General features: G+C 70.9%; 12 protein-coding genes and 1 pseudogene. 11 read left to right on the top strand and 2 right to left on the bottom strand.

Annotation, left to right across the window (positions count from 1 at the left end):
- The first annotated feature begins 30 nt into the window (after positions 1-30).
- The 8 genes and pseudogenes from ACZ9QC_RS25095 (at position 31) to galK (ending at position 11126) form a co-directional block, all read left to right on the top strand.
- Positions 31-856: pseudogene (locus ACZ9QC_RS25095) on the top strand (hypothetical protein).
- Positions 857-1556: 700 nt separating this feature from the next.
- Complete coding sequence (locus ACZ9QC_RS25100) at positions 1557-2111, top strand: GntR family transcriptional regulator (protein WP_472915183.1); 555 nt, start codon at positions 1557-1559, stop codon at positions 2109-2111.
- The gene (locus ACZ9QC_RS25105; RefSeq protein WP_316727910.1) at positions 2108-3055 is read left to right on the top strand and encodes an ABC transporter ATP-binding protein; all 948 of its coding nucleotides are present in this window, start codon (positions 2108-2110) and stop codon (positions 3053-3055) included. The genes ACZ9QC_RS25100 and ACZ9QC_RS25105 overlap by 4 nt, the downstream gene beginning before the upstream one ends.
- The gene (locus ACZ9QC_RS25110; protein WP_472915184.1) at positions 3052-4080 is read left to right on the top strand and encodes an ABC-2 transporter permease; all 1029 of its coding nucleotides are present in this window, start codon (positions 3052-3054) and stop codon (positions 4078-4080) included. Before ACZ9QC_RS25105 ends, ACZ9QC_RS25110 begins: the two co-directional genes overlap by 4 nt.
- Positions 4081-4201: 121 nt before the next feature.
- Entirely contained in the window at positions 4202-7585 is a 3384-nt protein-coding gene (locus tag ACZ9QC_RS25115) for a S8 family serine peptidase (protein ID WP_472915185.1), read from the top strand.
- A 180-nt stretch (positions 7586-7765) separates the two neighbouring features.
- Entirely contained in the window at positions 7766-8827 is a 1062-nt protein-coding gene (gene galT / locus ACZ9QC_RS25120) for a galactose-1-phosphate uridylyltransferase (protein ID WP_472915186.1), read from the top strand.
- Positions 8824-9825, top strand: coding sequence for a UDP-glucose 4-epimerase GalE (gene galE / locus ACZ9QC_RS25125; protein WP_472915187.1), 1002 nt, complete (start codon positions 8824-8826; stop codon positions 9823-9825). The genes galT and galE overlap by 4 nt, the downstream gene beginning before the upstream one ends.
- A gap of 140 nt (positions 9826-9965) precedes the next feature.
- Complete coding sequence (gene galK / locus ACZ9QC_RS25130; RefSeq protein ID WP_472915188.1) at positions 9966-11126, top strand: galactokinase; 1161 nt, start codon at positions 9966-9968, stop codon at positions 11124-11126.
- 61 nt (positions 11127-11187) lie between these two features.
- On the opposite strand, the gene ACZ9QC_RS25135 is transcribed toward galK, so the two are convergent.
- Positions 11188-11631 carry a GNAT family N-acetyltransferase gene (locus tag ACZ9QC_RS25135; protein ID WP_472915189.1) on the bottom strand — a complete coding sequence of 148 codons (444 nt, stop codon included), beginning with the start codon at positions 11629-11631 and terminating at the stop codon, positions 11188-11190.
- 261 nt (positions 11632-11892) lie between these two features.
- Here ACZ9QC_RS25135 and ACZ9QC_RS25140 point away from each other — a divergent pair, with 261 nt between their 5' ends.
- Positions 11893-12675, top strand: a complete 783-nt coding sequence (locus ACZ9QC_RS25140) for a LuxR C-terminal-related transcriptional regulator (RefSeq protein WP_472915190.1) — start codon at positions 11893-11895, stop codon at positions 12673-12675.
- Between the two features lie 69 nt (positions 12676-12744).
- Here the strand turns inward: ACZ9QC_RS25140 and tamR are convergent, their stop codons facing one another.
- A complete protein-coding gene (gene tamR, locus ACZ9QC_RS25145) occupies positions 12745-13242 on the bottom strand; it encodes a MarR family transcriptional regulator TamR (protein ID WP_467329224.1) in 498 nt (165 codons plus the stop codon).
- Positions 13243-13407: 165 nt separating this feature from the next.
- Here tamR and ACZ9QC_RS25150 point away from each other — a divergent pair, with 165 nt between their 5' ends.
- Together ACZ9QC_RS25150 and ACZ9QC_RS25155 are read left to right on the top strand one after the other, a co-directional pair.
- Positions 13408-14226, top strand: coding sequence for a trans-aconitate 2-methyltransferase (locus ACZ9QC_RS25150; RefSeq protein ID WP_472915191.1), 819 nt, complete (start codon positions 13408-13410; stop codon positions 14224-14226).
- Complete coding sequence (locus tag ACZ9QC_RS25155; RefSeq protein WP_472915192.1) at positions 14223-14591, top strand: VOC family protein; 369 nt, start codon at positions 14223-14225, stop codon at positions 14589-14591. The genes ACZ9QC_RS25150 and ACZ9QC_RS25155 overlap by 4 nt, the downstream gene beginning before the upstream one ends.
- Positions 14592-14725: the final 134 nt, after the last annotated feature.

A 14725-nucleotide genomic window follows, 5' to 3' on the forward strand; every position in this document is an offset into this window, starting at 1 on the left:
CTGCATCGCATCTTTCAGAAGGACCCCTAGCTGCTCACCCGCACCCTGCAACGGGTGTTGCACGTGCCCTTCCCGGAGCCGCGCGAGTTCGCCGCCATGAATGTCGACCTCACGGAGATCGAACCGGTCGAGCGGCGCGTGGACACGCTGTTACGGGCGGAGACCGACGAGGGGACGTATCTCCTGGTCGTCGAGTCCCAGGGCAAGAAGGACGAGGCCAAGCAGCGCAGTTGGCCGTACTACCTCAGCTACCTGTATGCGAAGTACCACTGCGACCCGGTGCTGATCGTGATCACCCAGAGCCGTGCCACGGCGCGCTGGGCGGCGCAGCCCCATCCATCTCGGAGTGCGTGGGCGTCCCTCTCTGACGGTACGGCCGCTCGTGCTGGGCCCGGACAACGTACCGGTCATCGCGGACGAGCGGGCGGCCGAGCGGGACGTATCTCTCGCGGTGCTCTCGGCGATGACGCATGGCAAGGGCCCTGAGGCTGCCGTCATACTGGAATCCCTGGTGGCCGCCCTGCATACCATCGACGCGGAGAGCGCCGCGGTCTTCGTGCAGTTCGTCGACTCGTGCCTGAAGGACCCCGAGGCACGGCAGATCTGGAGGGACCTCATGACGGATACGCAGTACTTCTGGCGGCACCCACTCGCTGAGCAGACGCGTGAGGAAGGCAGGGAGGAAGGCCGGATCCAGGCTCAGATCGAGATGATCTTCAAGACCCTCGAATGGCGTGGCATCCCGGTGCCGGACCAGGTCCGCGAACGAGTCACCAACTGTCCTGACCGGGCCCAGCTCATGATCTGGGCGGAACGAGCCCTTCGGGTGACCGCGGCCGAGGATCTGTTCCGCTGATCGGGTAGTGCGTATGGGGGTCGAGCGCCTGTGCGGGGCAGCTCCGGGCGCTCCCCCTCGGCATTCTCTGACTTCGCGGCGGTTCTGCGGGCCGTGGATCCGGACACCGAAGCAACTCATGATGCCTGTGAACTACTTCTTCAGGAACCCGGTCGCCGTGAAGCTGCGGGAGGAGGGCCGGGTGGAAGAGTGAATCGCCAGCGTCCTGCGCACGCTCGACCGGCGGCACATCGACGTACCTGACTCCGTCCGGCAGGGCCTACGCAACTGCACCGATCCCGATCTCCTCCAGATCTGGGTGGACCGCGCGTACGGCGTCACCGACGCCGCCGAGCTGTTCGACGACGACCAAGCCTGACCCGGCCGGCGTCTTCGCTCACTGGTGCGTCTCGGACGAGGGCGCACCAGCGGCAGTGTTCGCCGCCGCGATCTTCGAGGCAGCGGCGCCATCCTCGGGCTGACTGAGGCCTTCGGCGGCCCCCGGCGTGAGGACTTCGAACCGCCCCCACGGGTCATCGGAACGGATCCCCTGAACACCCGCCGGTCCTTCCGATGGCCGGTGGTGCCCCCGCCGCACGCGACGCGTGCCCTCACGCCCTCGCCGACGCGTGCCCTCATGCCCTCACCCGTGCCCCGACCTGTGGGCTTTGACAGGTTCGCGATCTGTGCTCCATAGTCATTTCACTAGTCGACTAGTGAAATGGTGGTGAAGGGGTTGGAGTTCCGCATCGACAGGCGGAGCGGAGTCGCCGCCTATCAGCAGATCGTTCAGCAGACCAAGCAGGCGCTGCGGCTCGGCGTACTCGGGCCCGGCGACCAGTTGCCCACGGCCAAGTCGGTGGCGCAGACCTCCGCGGTCAACCCCAACACCACGCTCAAGGCGTACCGCGAGCTGGAGCGGGAGGGGCTGGTCGAAGCACGGCCGGGGCTGGGGACGTTCGTGAGTCAGTCGCTGGCCCGTCCGCAGGCGCCGGTGGATTCGCTGCTGCGCGGCGAGCTGGAGAGCTGGATGGACCGGGCCCGCGAGGCGGGTCTTGAGCAGGACGACGTGACCGCTCTGGTCACGTCGGTGATGGAGGAGCGGTACGCCGGGACCGGGCCTGCCGCCGAGCACACGGGACCAACGGGACCAGTGGGACCTGCAGAAACCACAACACCAGCAGGAACCACAGCATCAGCCGGAATCACAGGAGCTGCGGGAACCACAGGAACCGCAGAAACCACAGAAACGACGGGGACAAGGGGACACGCATGACGAGTTACGAGACGGGCTACGGGGGGCCGGCGGACACGTCCGCGATAGAAGCCCGCGGGGTGGGACGGAAGTACCGCCGGGGCTGGGCGCTGCGGGACTGCTCCTTCCGGCTGCCGGCCGGGCGGATCTGCGGTCTGGTGGGTCCCAACGGGGCCGGCAAGACCACGCTGATGGCCATCGCCGCCAACCTGATGGCGCCGACCACCGGCACCCTGCGCGTGTTCGGCGCGGCCCCGGAGTCGGCGGAGGCCACCCGGCGTACCGCGTTCCTCGCCCAGGAGAAACCCCTGTTCCGGCGCTTCACCGTCGCCGAGACCCTGCGGATGGGGCGAGAACTGAACCCCGGCTGGGACCAGCGAGCAGCCGAGAACATCGTGCGCGCGGGCAACGTGCCCTTCGACGCGAAGATCGGCACCCTCTCCGGCGGCCAGCGCACCCGGGTGGCCTTCGCCGTCTCCTTCGGCAAGCGTCCCGACCTGCTGCTCCTCGACGAGCCGATGTCCGACCTCGACCCGCTGGTGCGCCATGAGCTGATGGGCACCCTGCTGGCCGAGGCCGCCGAGCGCGGCACCACCGTGCTGATGTCCACCCATATGCTCGCCGAGCTGGAGAACACCTGCGACTACCTGCTGGTCATCGCGGGGGGCCGGCTGCGTATGGCCGGTGAGGTCGACGAACTGCGCACCTCCCACGCCGTGCTGACCGGGGTCCACTCCGACGGGCGGACGCCCCCGGAGCTGGCGTACCACACCGTGGTCGAGACCCGCACCAGCGGACGGCAGTTCACCTCACTGATACGCCCCGACGGGCCGGTGGCCGGCGGCCCCTGGGAGGCGAGCACCCCGAACCTGGAGGAGCTCCTGCTCGCCTATCTGCGCTCGCCCGAGGCCCCGCCGCTGATCAGCCCAAGTTCCTACGTCGCCCCGCAGGCGGTGGCGGCATGAGCACGATGACCAGCACCGGCAGCGCCTCCCACGACCCCGCCGCCGCAGAAGCCGGCCGTGGCCATGGCCGTGACCGTGGCCGCGGCCTCCGGCTCAGCGGCATGAACTGGCTCGTCTGGCGTCAGCACCGCGCCGCCTACTGGACGCTGCTGGCCGCCGCCGCGGTCACCGTCGCGGTGCTCGTCTACCAACGCCAGCAGATGATCACGTACCTCGACGGGTACGGCTATCCCCACCTCCAGTCCGGCTGGGAGGACAAGTTCGACCAGAATCCGCTCAACGCGGCCGCCGGTCTGCTCGGGCTCCTGCCCGTCGTGATCGGCGTGCTCCTCGGTCCGCCCCTGCTCGCCGGCGACCTGGAGAGCGGCACCGCCAAGCTGGTCAACGCGCAGTCCGTGAGCCGTGTCCGCTGGCTCGCCACCAAGCTCGGTATGACCACGCTCGTGGTCGTGGTGTGCGCCACGGCGGTCTCCGCCGCGTTCACCTGGTGGTGGTCGCCGGTCAAGTCGACGTCGTACGTCCTGTCGTGGGCCGAACCCGGCGCGTTCGACAACAGCGGACCCGTGCCCGTGGCGCTCACCCTGCTCACGGTCGTCGGTGGCGTGGCCATCGGCATGCTGCTGCGCCGGACCCTGCTGGCCATGGTCGTCACCCTGGGCTTCGCCGTCGCGCTGCAGGTGGCGTGGTCGTACGTCAGGACGTCCCTCGGGAACGTCATCACGGTCACCAGCCACAACGGTGTGGGTGACAACAGCCAGCCGAACCTGCCCGACAACGCCTACGTCCTGGACGAGTTCTACCTCACGGCCTCCGGCGACCTCATGGGCTGGGGCAGCTGCGCCGAGGCCACGGAGAAGGCCCGCAACGCCTGCCTGGACGAGGCGCAGGTCGTCGGCTGGTCGGTCGACTACATCCCGTTCTCCCAGATGGCGTCCATGCAGTGGCTCGGCGCCTCGATCCTGCTGGCCCTGACCGCCGGCATCGCGGCGTTCGTCATTCTCTGGGGTCGCAAGCGCCTCGTCTGACCGTCCGGCCAGGCGCCTCGTCCGACCCGAATCCTCCCGGAAGCACGCGGTCTTCCGCCCCACGCGGTCTTCCGCCCTCCCACGCGGCCGAGCGGCCACCGTGTCGCTCGGCCGCGCCCTCATGCTGCCCCGAACCGGCGAGCACATCGCCATGAACCATGTCGAAAGGCCTGAGTTGAAATCGCACAAGCGCAGAAAACGAGTGGTCACCACCGTCCCGTTGGCGGCCGCCCTGGCGGCCGCGCTCGGCGCCGGGCTGCTGGTGAGCACGTCCGACAGTGCCGAGGCCGCCCGGCCGGGGCCCCCGGTCGGCGTCCCCGCGAGGACCGTCACCCTCGTCACCGGCGACAGAGTGACCCTCGACGCCGAGGGCAAGGTCACCGGCGTGGTGGCCGCCGAGGGTCGCGAGGGGATGGCCTTCCGCGTCCAGCAGGCCGAGGGCCACGCGTACGTCCTGCCGCGCGACGCCGAACCGCTGATCGCGAACGGGACCGCCGACCGGCGACTGTTCGACGTGACGAGACTGGTGAGTTCGCGCTACGACGACGCCCGCCGCTCCGACCTGCCGCTGATCGTCACCTACGACAAGGGCACGTCCCTGTCGGCGAGCACGTTCCGCGGCGCGGGTGCGACCGTCCGACGGGATCTGCCGAGCATCAACGGTGACGCCGTACGCGCCCGTAAGTCCGAGGGCTCCGCGCTGTGGGAGACCCTCACCAGCGCGACCGGCTCCGCGAAGGTCAAGAAGATCTGGCTGGACGGCAAGGTCAGGGCGACCCTGGACCAGAGCGTGCCGCAGATCGGCGCGCCCGCGGCGCACACGGCGGGATACGACGGCAAGGGTGTCGAGGTCGCCGTCCTCGACACCGGCATCGACGCCACGCATCCGGACCTCAAGGACCGTATCGAGGCGGTGAAGAACTTCTCCGCGTCCGCGGACACCGTCGACCGCGCGGGCCACGGCACCCATGTGGCCTCGACGATCGCGGGCTCCGGGACCGCGTCCCCCACGGGTGCGAAGTACGCGGGCGTCGCGCCCGGCGCCCGGCTCCTCGTCGGCAAGGTGCTCGACGACTCCGGCGAGGGCGACGACTCCGGCGTCATCGCCGGCATGCAGTGGGCCGTCGCGCAGGGCGCCAAGGTCGTCAACATGAGCCTGGGAGGGGAGGACCGCCCCGGCATCGACCCCGTCGAGCAGGCCGTCAACGACCTGTCGGCCAGCTCCGGCGCCCTGTTCGTCATAGCCGCCGGCAACGAGGGACCGGGCGAAGGCACCATCGGCACCCCCGGCAGCGCCGCCGCCGCGCTCACCGTCGGCGCGGTCGACCGCCGGGACGCCATCGCCGAGTTCTCCAGCCGCGGTCCCACGGCCGACGGCTTCCTCAAGCCCGACGTCACCGCACCGGGCGTGGACATCGTCGCCGCCAAGGCCGCCGAAGGGAACATGGGCGACCCCGCCGCCGACGGCTATGTCTCGATGAGCGGTACGTCGATGGCGACCCCGCACGTGGCGGGTGCCGCGGCGATCCTGGCGCAGGAACACCCGGACTGGACGGGCCCGCAGATCAAGGCCGCCCTCACCGCCTCCGCGAAACCGGCCGCCGCCACCTCCGCCTACACACAGGGCACCGGCCGGGTGGACGTCGCCAGGGCGATCACCCAGCAGCTCACCAGCAGTCCGACCGCGCTGGGCTTCGGGACACAGGCGTACCCCCACACCGACGACCGGCCGATCGCCAAGGACGTCACCTACCGCAACGCGGGCACCGAGCCGGTCACCCTCGACCTGGCCACCGAGACCTACGGCAACGACGGAAAACCGGCCGCCGAGGGCCTGTTCACCGTCTCGCCGCAGCGGCTCACCGTCCCGGCGGGCGGTGAGGCGAGTGCCACCGTGACCACCGACACCCGCGTGGGAACGGCCGAAGGCAGCTTCGGCGGATCGCTGACCGCCACCACCGCCGACGGCACGACGACCGCGCGCACCTCCCTGGGCGTGGTCCGCGAGGTCGAGTCGTACGACCTGACCCTCAAGCACCTCGACCTCAAGGGCAAGGCCCTCGGCGACGCCTCGACGAGTATCTACGGCCTGGACAACGACATCTGGACGGAGGCCTTCGACGAGAAGGACGGCGAGGTCACCATCCGTCTGCCGAAGGGGCGTTACGCCCTGGAAGGCCTGCTCCGCACCGGCGGCGACGGAGGGTCCGTGCTGCTGCACCCGAAGTTCGCGCTGACCAAGGACACGACCCTGGTCATGGACGCCCGGAAGACGAAGCCCGTCAGGATCACCGTGCCGGACGGTGCGGCCAAGCCCGCGGGCGCGATGTTCTTCCTCCACGTCGACGTCAACGACAAGCCGTACACCTCCATCTACGACGGCCCCTCCTTCGGCAGCATCCGCGTCGGACAGCTCGGCGCCCCGGCGCCGGCCGCCGAGGTGTCGGCGATGTACCACGGCATCTGGACCCACAAGGCCGTCAACTACCGGCTGGCCTGGAACCGTACGGGTGACCTGTCCGGCTTCACCAAGAACGTCGAGCGGGCCCAGCTCACCAAGGTCAAGGTCGTCGTCGGTGCGCCCGTCAAGGGCAAGACCACGACGATCACCGCCGCACCACTGATGTACGGCGGCTTCTACAACCTGCACTCGACCACGGGTCGTCTGCCGCTGACCGGCACCGACTACGTGCTGCCCAACGGAATCAAGTGGTTCTACCAGGCCAGCCAGTACGGCGCCCCCGACGCCGAGGGCGAGCCGACGTGGGAGAGCACGCAGGCCGGCATTCCCCGGGCGTACGCGGCGGGCAAGGCCCACACCCAGCGGTTCAACGTCGGCGTCTTCGGTCCGTCCCTCCCCTCGGGCCCCCTCTCGGCCGTCCTCGACCGGCCCGAAGCGGTCCGCGTCGGCGACACCTTCACGGCGTACCTACCGCTGTTCTCCGACGGCGTCGGCAACCTGGGGACCTCCGACCACACCAAGGCCAGGAGCTCCCTCCACGCCGACGGCGAGAAGATCTTCGCCGTGAACGCCCCGCTCGACGGCCAGGCGTACACGGTTCCCGCGGGCAAGCGCACCTACAAGCTCGCCGTGGACGTCTCCCGCGCCCCGGCACGGTTCGCGGTCAGCACCCGGACGACCGCCACCTGGACCTTCACCTCGGCCCATGTCCCCGGCGACACCCCCGAGCGGCTCCCGCTGACGGTCGTCCGCTACACGCCCAAGCTGTCGACGGCCAGTACAGCGAAGGCCGGTACGACCCTCACCGTGCCCTTCAGCCTCCAGGGCGCGGCCACCAAGGCCGCCACGCTGCGCAAGCTGGCCTTCACCGTCTCCTACGACGACGGCAGGACCTGGAAGAAGGCCCCCGTGGTGAACGGCAAGCTGCTCAAGCTGCGCAGCCCCGCCGAGCCCGGCCCCGTCTCTCTTCGGGTCGCCCTCACCGACGCCGACGGCAACACCCTGACCCAGACCATCCACCGCGCCTACCGCACCACCAAGTAGACGACAACGACGCAGTCGGCCCCCGCCGGGCAATCGGCGGGGGCCGACTGCGTCGTTGTCGGGCAGCGAAGCCCATAGTCTGGATCTGGTGATCTTTGTTTGTTTGTGACGGTGACGAACGTCGGAACCTGTGCTTTGATGTGTTTGGTTCTGTTTGATGGGTGGGATGGGGAGTCCGGCGTGAAGAAGACCTCGACCCGGCTGGCCGACGGTCGTGAGCTGATCTACTACGACCTGCGCGACGACGCCGTGCGCGACGCGGTGGACAAGCGGCCCCTGGAGCGCACCGTCACCACCTCGGAGGTACGCCGGGACCCGCTGCTCGGCGACTCCGTCGCGATCGCCTCGCACCGCCAGGGCCGCACCTACCACCCCCCGGCGAACGAGTGCCCGCTCTGCCCCTCCGAGGGCGACCGCCTCAGCGAGATACCGGACTCCTCGTACGACGCCGTCGTGTTCGAGAACCGCTTCCCCTCGCTCGCCGGTGACTCCGGCCGCTGCGAGGTCGTCTGCTTCACCTCGGACCACAACGCGTCCTTCGCCGACCTGACCGAGGAACAGGCCCGCCTCGTCCTGGAGGCCTGGACCGACCGCACCGCCGAACTGTCCCACCTCCCCTCCGTCGAGCAGGTGTTCTGCTTCGAGAACCGCGGTGCCGAGATCGGCGTGACCCTGGGCCACCCGCACGGGCAGATCTACGCGTACCCCTTCACCACCCCCCGCACCGCGCTGATGCTGCGCGCCCTCGCGGCCCACAAGGACGCCACCGGCGGCGGGAACCTCTTCGACACCGTCCTGGAACGGGAGCTGGCGGACGAGCGGATCGTCCTCGAGACCGAACACTGGGCGGCCTTCGTGCCGTACGCGGCGCACTGGCCGTACGAGATCCACCTGTACCCCAAGCGCCGGGTCCCCGACCTGCTCGCGCTCGACGAGGACGCGCGCTCAGAATTCCCCAAGGTTTATCTGGAACTCTTGAGGCGCTTCGACCGGATCTTCGGCGAGGGTGAGCCTCCGACCCCGTACATCGCGGCCTGGCACCAGGCCCCGTTCGGCACGCTGGAGGAGTTCGAGGGTGTCCAGCGCGAGGACTTCGCGCTCCACCTCGAGCTCTTCACCATTCGCCGCACCACCGGCAAGCTGAAGTTTCTCGCGGGTTCCGAATCCGGCATGAACGTGTTCATCAACGACGTGCCGCCGGAGCGCGCGGCCGAGCGACTGCGAGAGGTAGCGAGTTCATGAGCGGGCAGCAGGACGGGCAGCAGGGCGGGAAGCACCGCGGCAAGTACCTGGTCACCGGTGGCGCGGGGTATGTCGGCAGCGTGGTCGCCCAGCATCTGCTGGAGGCGGGCCACGAGGTCGTCGTCCTCGACAACCTCTCGACCGGCTTCCGCGAGGGCGTCCCGGCCGGCGCGGCCTTCGTCGAGGGCGACATCCGCGACGCCGGCAAGTGGCTCGACGGCTCCTTCGACGCCGTCCTGCACTTCGCCGCGTTCTCGCAGGTCGGCGAGTCCGTCGTGAAGCCCGAGAAGTACTGGGACAACAACGTCGGCGGCACCATGGCCCTGCTCGCCGCGATGCGCGAGGCGGGCGTGCGCAAGCTGGTCTTCTCCTCCACCGCCGCCACCTACGGCGAGCCGGAGACCACCCCCATCGTCGAGTCCGCGCCCACCAGGCCGACCAGCCCGTACGGCGCCTCCAAGCTGGCCGTCGACCACATGATCACCGGCGAGGCCGCCGCCCACGGCCTGGGCGCCGTCTCCCTGCGCTACTTCAACGTGGCCGGCGCGTACGGCACCTGCGGCGAGCGCCACGACCCCGAGTCGCACCTCATCCCGCTGGTGCTCCAGGTCGCCCAGGGCAGGCGGGACGCGATCTCCGTCTTCGGCGAGGACTACCCGACCCCCGACGGCACCTGCGTCCGCGACTACATCCACGTCGCCGACCTCGCCGACGCCCACCTGCTGGCGCTGGACGCCGCACAACCGGGCGAGCACCTCATCTGCAACCTGGGCAACGGCAACGGGTTCTCGGTGCGCGAGGTGATCGAGACCGTCCGCCGGGTCACCGGCCACCCGATCCCCGAGGTCGTCGCCCCGCGCCGGGCCGGCGACCCCGCCACCCTGGTCGCCTCCGCCGACACCGCCCGCGAACGGCTCGGCTGGAACCCGTCGCGCGCGGACCTCGCGGAGATCGTGGCGGACGCGTGGGAGTTCACGCAGGCGCGGGCGGCTCAGTAGTCCGCGCAGGCGCAGGCACGGTAGTCCACGCGGGAGCGGGCGCGGGCCCGCACCCGTTCGCGCCCAGTAGTGTGCCGGCTCGGCCAGTTCAGCGGCCGAGCCGGTTCGTCGGTCCAGTACGGAAAGGTCAGGGTCACGGGATGAGCGAGGCTGTCGTCGTCGCCGGGCGGTTCGAGGAGCTCTACGGGGCGGCGCCGGAGGGAGTGTGGGCCGCGCCGGGCCGGGTGAACCTCATCGGCGAGCACACCGACTACAACGACGGCTTCGTCATGCCCTTCGCCCTCCCGCACACCACCGTCGCGGCCGTCTCCCGGCGCACGGACGGCGTCCTGCGCCTGCACTCCGACGACGTCGAGGGCGGCGTGGTCGAACTGTCCCTCGACGCACTCACCCCCCAGGCCGACCGCGCCTGGACGGCGTACCCGTCGGGTGTGGTCTGGGCCCTGCGCGAGGCGGGCCACACGGCGGTGACCGGCGCGGACGTGCACCTGACGTCCACGGTCCCCACGGGCGCCGGCCTCTCCTCCTCGGCGGCCCTCGAAGTGGTCGTCGCCCTCGCCCTCAACGACCTCTACGACCTCGGCCTCAAGGGCTGGCAGCTGGCCCGCCTGTGCCAGCGCGCGGAGAACGTCTACGTCGGCGCCCCGACCGGGATCATGGACCAGACGGCCTCCGCGTGCTGCGAGAGCGGCCACGCCCTGTTCCTCGACACCCGGGACCTCTCCCAGCGGCAGATCCCCTTCGACCTGGCCGCCGAGGGCATGCAGCTGCTGGTCGTCGACACCCAGGTCAAGCACTCCCACAGCGAGGGCGAGTACGGCAAGCGCCGGGCCGGCTGCGAGAAGGGCGCGGCCCTCCTCGGCGTCGACGCGCTGCGGGACGTCGCCTACGACGAGCTGGACGCGGCCCTCGACCGCATCGGCGACGACGAGGAGGTCCGCCGCCTGGTCCGCCACGTGGTCACCGAGGACCAGCGCGTCGAGCGCGTGGTCTCCCTCCTGGAGTCGGGCGAGACCCGCGCGATCGGCCCCGTCCTGGTCGAGGGCCACGCCTCCCTCCGCGACGACTTCCGGATCTCCTGCCCCGAGCTGGACCTCGTCGTCGACACCGCCCTGGCCGCCGGCGCCCTCGGCGCCCGGATGACCGGCGGCGGCTTCGGCGGCTCCGCGATCGTCCTCGTCGACGCGACCGACGCGGACGCGGTCACCAAGGCGGTGGAGGAGGCCTTCGCCGACGGCGGCTTCACGGCCCCGCGTGTCTTCGTGGCGGTCCCGTCGGCCGGAGCGCGCCGGATCTCCTGACCCGCGGCGCCCATCGACGCCGGGCTCGCGGCACCGATCGGCGCCAACGCTCGCGCCGTGCTCAGCCGAGCCTTTTCGTGAGCGTGTACTCCGTGATCCCCGGCGGATAGTCGGGGATCACGCACACCACCTCGTAACCGAGCCGCTTGTAGAACTCCGGCGCCTGGAAGTCCCAGGTCTCCAGACGGCAGGAGCGGGCGCCCCGTTCCCGGACGGCGATGTGCTCGGCCTCGGAGAGGATGCGCGAGCCCAGGCCCCGCCCCCGGTGGCGCTCGTCGACCCAGAGATAGGTGACGTGGAGCCAGGTCGTCCAGGTGTGGCCGACCAGGCCGCCCGCGAGATCGCCGGCCTCGTCCAGGATCCATACGTGGAGCGGGACTTCGCGTTCACCGGGGGTGCCGCGCAGGTCACGGAGGATCGGCGAAGCGGCGGCATTGGTGGCACGCAGCCGGGAAAGCAGCAATTGGCTTCGATCCCTGTCGACTTCTGTCTCCATACGAAACATGCGGCACACGATAAACGCGCTGGACAACCAGTTCTGCAAATTACCTTCCGCTCCAGCCCCCCGGCCTTACTCTGATGAACAGCGCCGGTGGGGGCCGGTGCTGATCAGGGGGCGAGACAGTCGGGTACGACGCCCGGAGTGGGGGTAGCGGTTCAGCACGGCGGCGGCCGTGCGGCTGCGACGCCCCGTCCCAGGTGTACACCGGGGCACGCTCCGGGCGCCGTACTCGCGCCGGTCGTCCCCCGACCAGTGGGGGTTTCAGTGGTTCGCATCCGAGTCCTGGTCGTCGACGACCACCGTATCTTCGCCGAGTCGCTCGCGGCGGCGCTGGCCGCCGAGCCGGACGTCGACGTGTCCGCGGCCGGCAGCGGCCCCGCGGCGCTGCGCTGTCTGGACCGCGCGGCGGCGGAGGGGCGCAAGTTCGACGTGCTGCTGGTCGACGCCGACCTGGGGGGTCATGCCCAGGTGCCCGGCGCGCGGCCGACCGCCGTACCCTCGCCGGACGGCGGCGAGGACGGTCTCGTGGACGGCATATCGCTCGTCGCGGGCGTGCGTTCGGGACAGCCGAGCGTACGGATCGTCGTCCTCGCCGAGAAGGACGATCCGCGCAGAGCCGCACTGGCCCTCCAGGCGGGCGCGTCCGGCTGGGTCGCCAAGGACTGCTCGCTGTCCCGGCTGCTCACCGTCATCCGGGGCGTGCTGCGCGACGAGACGCATCTGCCGCCCGCGCTGCTCACGGGCGTCCTGCGGGAGTTGACCGCCGCGCGCAAGCACCGCACGGAGAGTGAGCGGCTCGTCGAGTCCCTCACCCCGCGTGAGCGCGAAGTGCTCCGGTGCATGGTGGCGGGGCTGGGGCGCAAGGCCGTCGCCGAGCGCCTGTTCCTCTCCCCGCACACCGTCCGCACCCATATGCAGAACGTCCTCGGAAAGCTGGGCGTCCACTCCACCCTCGCCGCCGTGGCCCTCGCCCGCCGGGCGGGTGTGGGTCCGGTGGACCTGGGGCCTGCCGGGCGGATCATGCCGGAGGAGAGCAGCAGCGCCTGACAACCGCCGCTGAGCGGGGTCCGGTGCGTGCCGGACCCGCGTCTCCGGCAGGATCCGGTCGGCAGGCCCTCAGCCGGGGATGTTGTCGAACGGGGCGGTCAGCTGACGTAGGAGGCCTGCCAGTTCGCCGCGTTGGGCGCGGGTGAGTTCGGCCAGGATCGCGCGTTCCTGGTCGAGGAGTCCGGCGAGCGCCTGGTCCGCCCGGTCCCGGCCCTCGTCCGTGAGCCGGACGAGCACGCCACGGCGGTCACTGGGGTCGGGCAGTCGTTCGACCAGGCCCTTCTTCGTGAGCCGGTCGATACGGTTGGTCATCGTGCCCGACGTCACCAGCGTCTGGGTGAGCAGCTGACCGGGCGAGAGCTGGTACGGGGTTCCCGCCCGCCGCAGCGCCGTCAGCACGTCGAACTCCCACGGCTCCAGCTGGTGCTCCGCGAACGCCAGCCGGCGCGCGCGATCCAGGTGCCGGGCCAGTCTGCTCACCCGGCTGAGTACTTCCAGCGGCTCCACGTCGAGGTCGGGGCGCTCCCGGCGCCACGCTGCGACCAGCCGATCGACCTCGTCCTCCATGACGATCAGTGTAGTGGTTGTGTCGATGTGAAGTCTCTTGAGATCAAGATGATTAGATCAAAGTCTCTTGACTTCGAGATATATGCGGTCGAGAGTGGGAGTGCCGTCCGGCAGCTGAGTGATGACGAGAGTCATGACGAGAGCGATCACGAGGAGGACGTCCCCATGCCCGCCACCAGCCCCACCTGGGACCCCCAGCAGTACCTGCGGCACGCCGGCCACCGCGCCCGCGCCTTCGGGGACCTGCTCGCCCACGTCCCCGACCCGCCCGCCGCGCACCCCCGCATCGCCGACCTCGGCTGCGGCCCCGGCAACGTCACCCGCCTGCTCGCCGACCGCTGGCCCACCGCACGCATCACCGGGTACGACAACTCGCCCGAGATGCTCGACCGGGCCCGGGCCGACCACGAGGGGCCCACCCCGGGCGGCGGGCACATCGACTTCGCCGAGGCGGACGTCCGTACCTGGGTACCCCCGGAGCCGTACGACCTGATCGTCGGCAACGCCACGTTCCAGTGGGTGCCCGGGCATCTCGCCCGCTTCCCCGCCTGGGTCGAGGCACTGGCCCCCGGCGGCACCTTCGCCTTCCAGGTCCCCGGGAACTTCGACTCGCCCAGCCACCGCCTCATGCGCGAACTGGCGCACTCCGCCCGCTGGAAGGACCGCCTCGGCGACACCCTCCGCCACGACGACGCGGTCCACGCCCCCGTCGCCTACCAGGCCGCCCTCGCCGACCTCGGCTGCGAGGTCGACGCCTGGGAGACGACGTACGTCCACCTCCTCCAGGGCGAGGACCCGGTGCTCGACTGGGTCGAGGGCACGGGCCTGCGCCCGGTCCTCACCGAACTGGGCCCGGACGCGGCGCCCTTCGTCGCCGAGTACCGCACGGCCCTGCGCGAGGCGTATCCGCGCACGGCGCACGGCACCCCCTTCCCGTTCCGCCGCATCTTCGCCGTCGCCCACAAGCCGGACACGCCCCGATGATCACCGCGGTCGACCACGTCCTGCTGGCGGCACCGCCGGGCACGGAGGGCCGGCTGCGGGAGTACTACGTGGGCGTCCTCGGAATGGCGGAGATCCAGAAGCCACCCGCACTCGCCGTACGGGGAGGGTGCTGGTTCGCGGCGGGGGAGGTGTTGCTGCATCTGGGGGTGGAGGCGGGGTTCCGGCCGCCGCGGAAGGCCCACCCCGGGCTGCGGGTGCGGGGCATCGACGCGTTCGCCGCCCGGCTGGCCGCGCGCGGGGCCGTCGTGACCTGGAACGACGACCTGCCGGGGTACCGCCGCTTCTTCTCCGAGGACCCGGTGGGAAACCGGTTGGAGTTCTTGGAACCGGGCCGGCCGGGCTGATTCCGGGGCGCGCCCCGGCAGGGGCGCGGGGAACCGCGCGAGAAGCCCCACCGGCCCGCGGCCGAGCAACGCGCCAACCTCTCCCGGGCTCCTGACGAACCGCGTCGCCGCCGGACCGCGCCCCTGACGGAACC

The sequence above is a fragment of the Streptomyces sp. HUAS MS02 genome, from assembly GCF_055702265.1.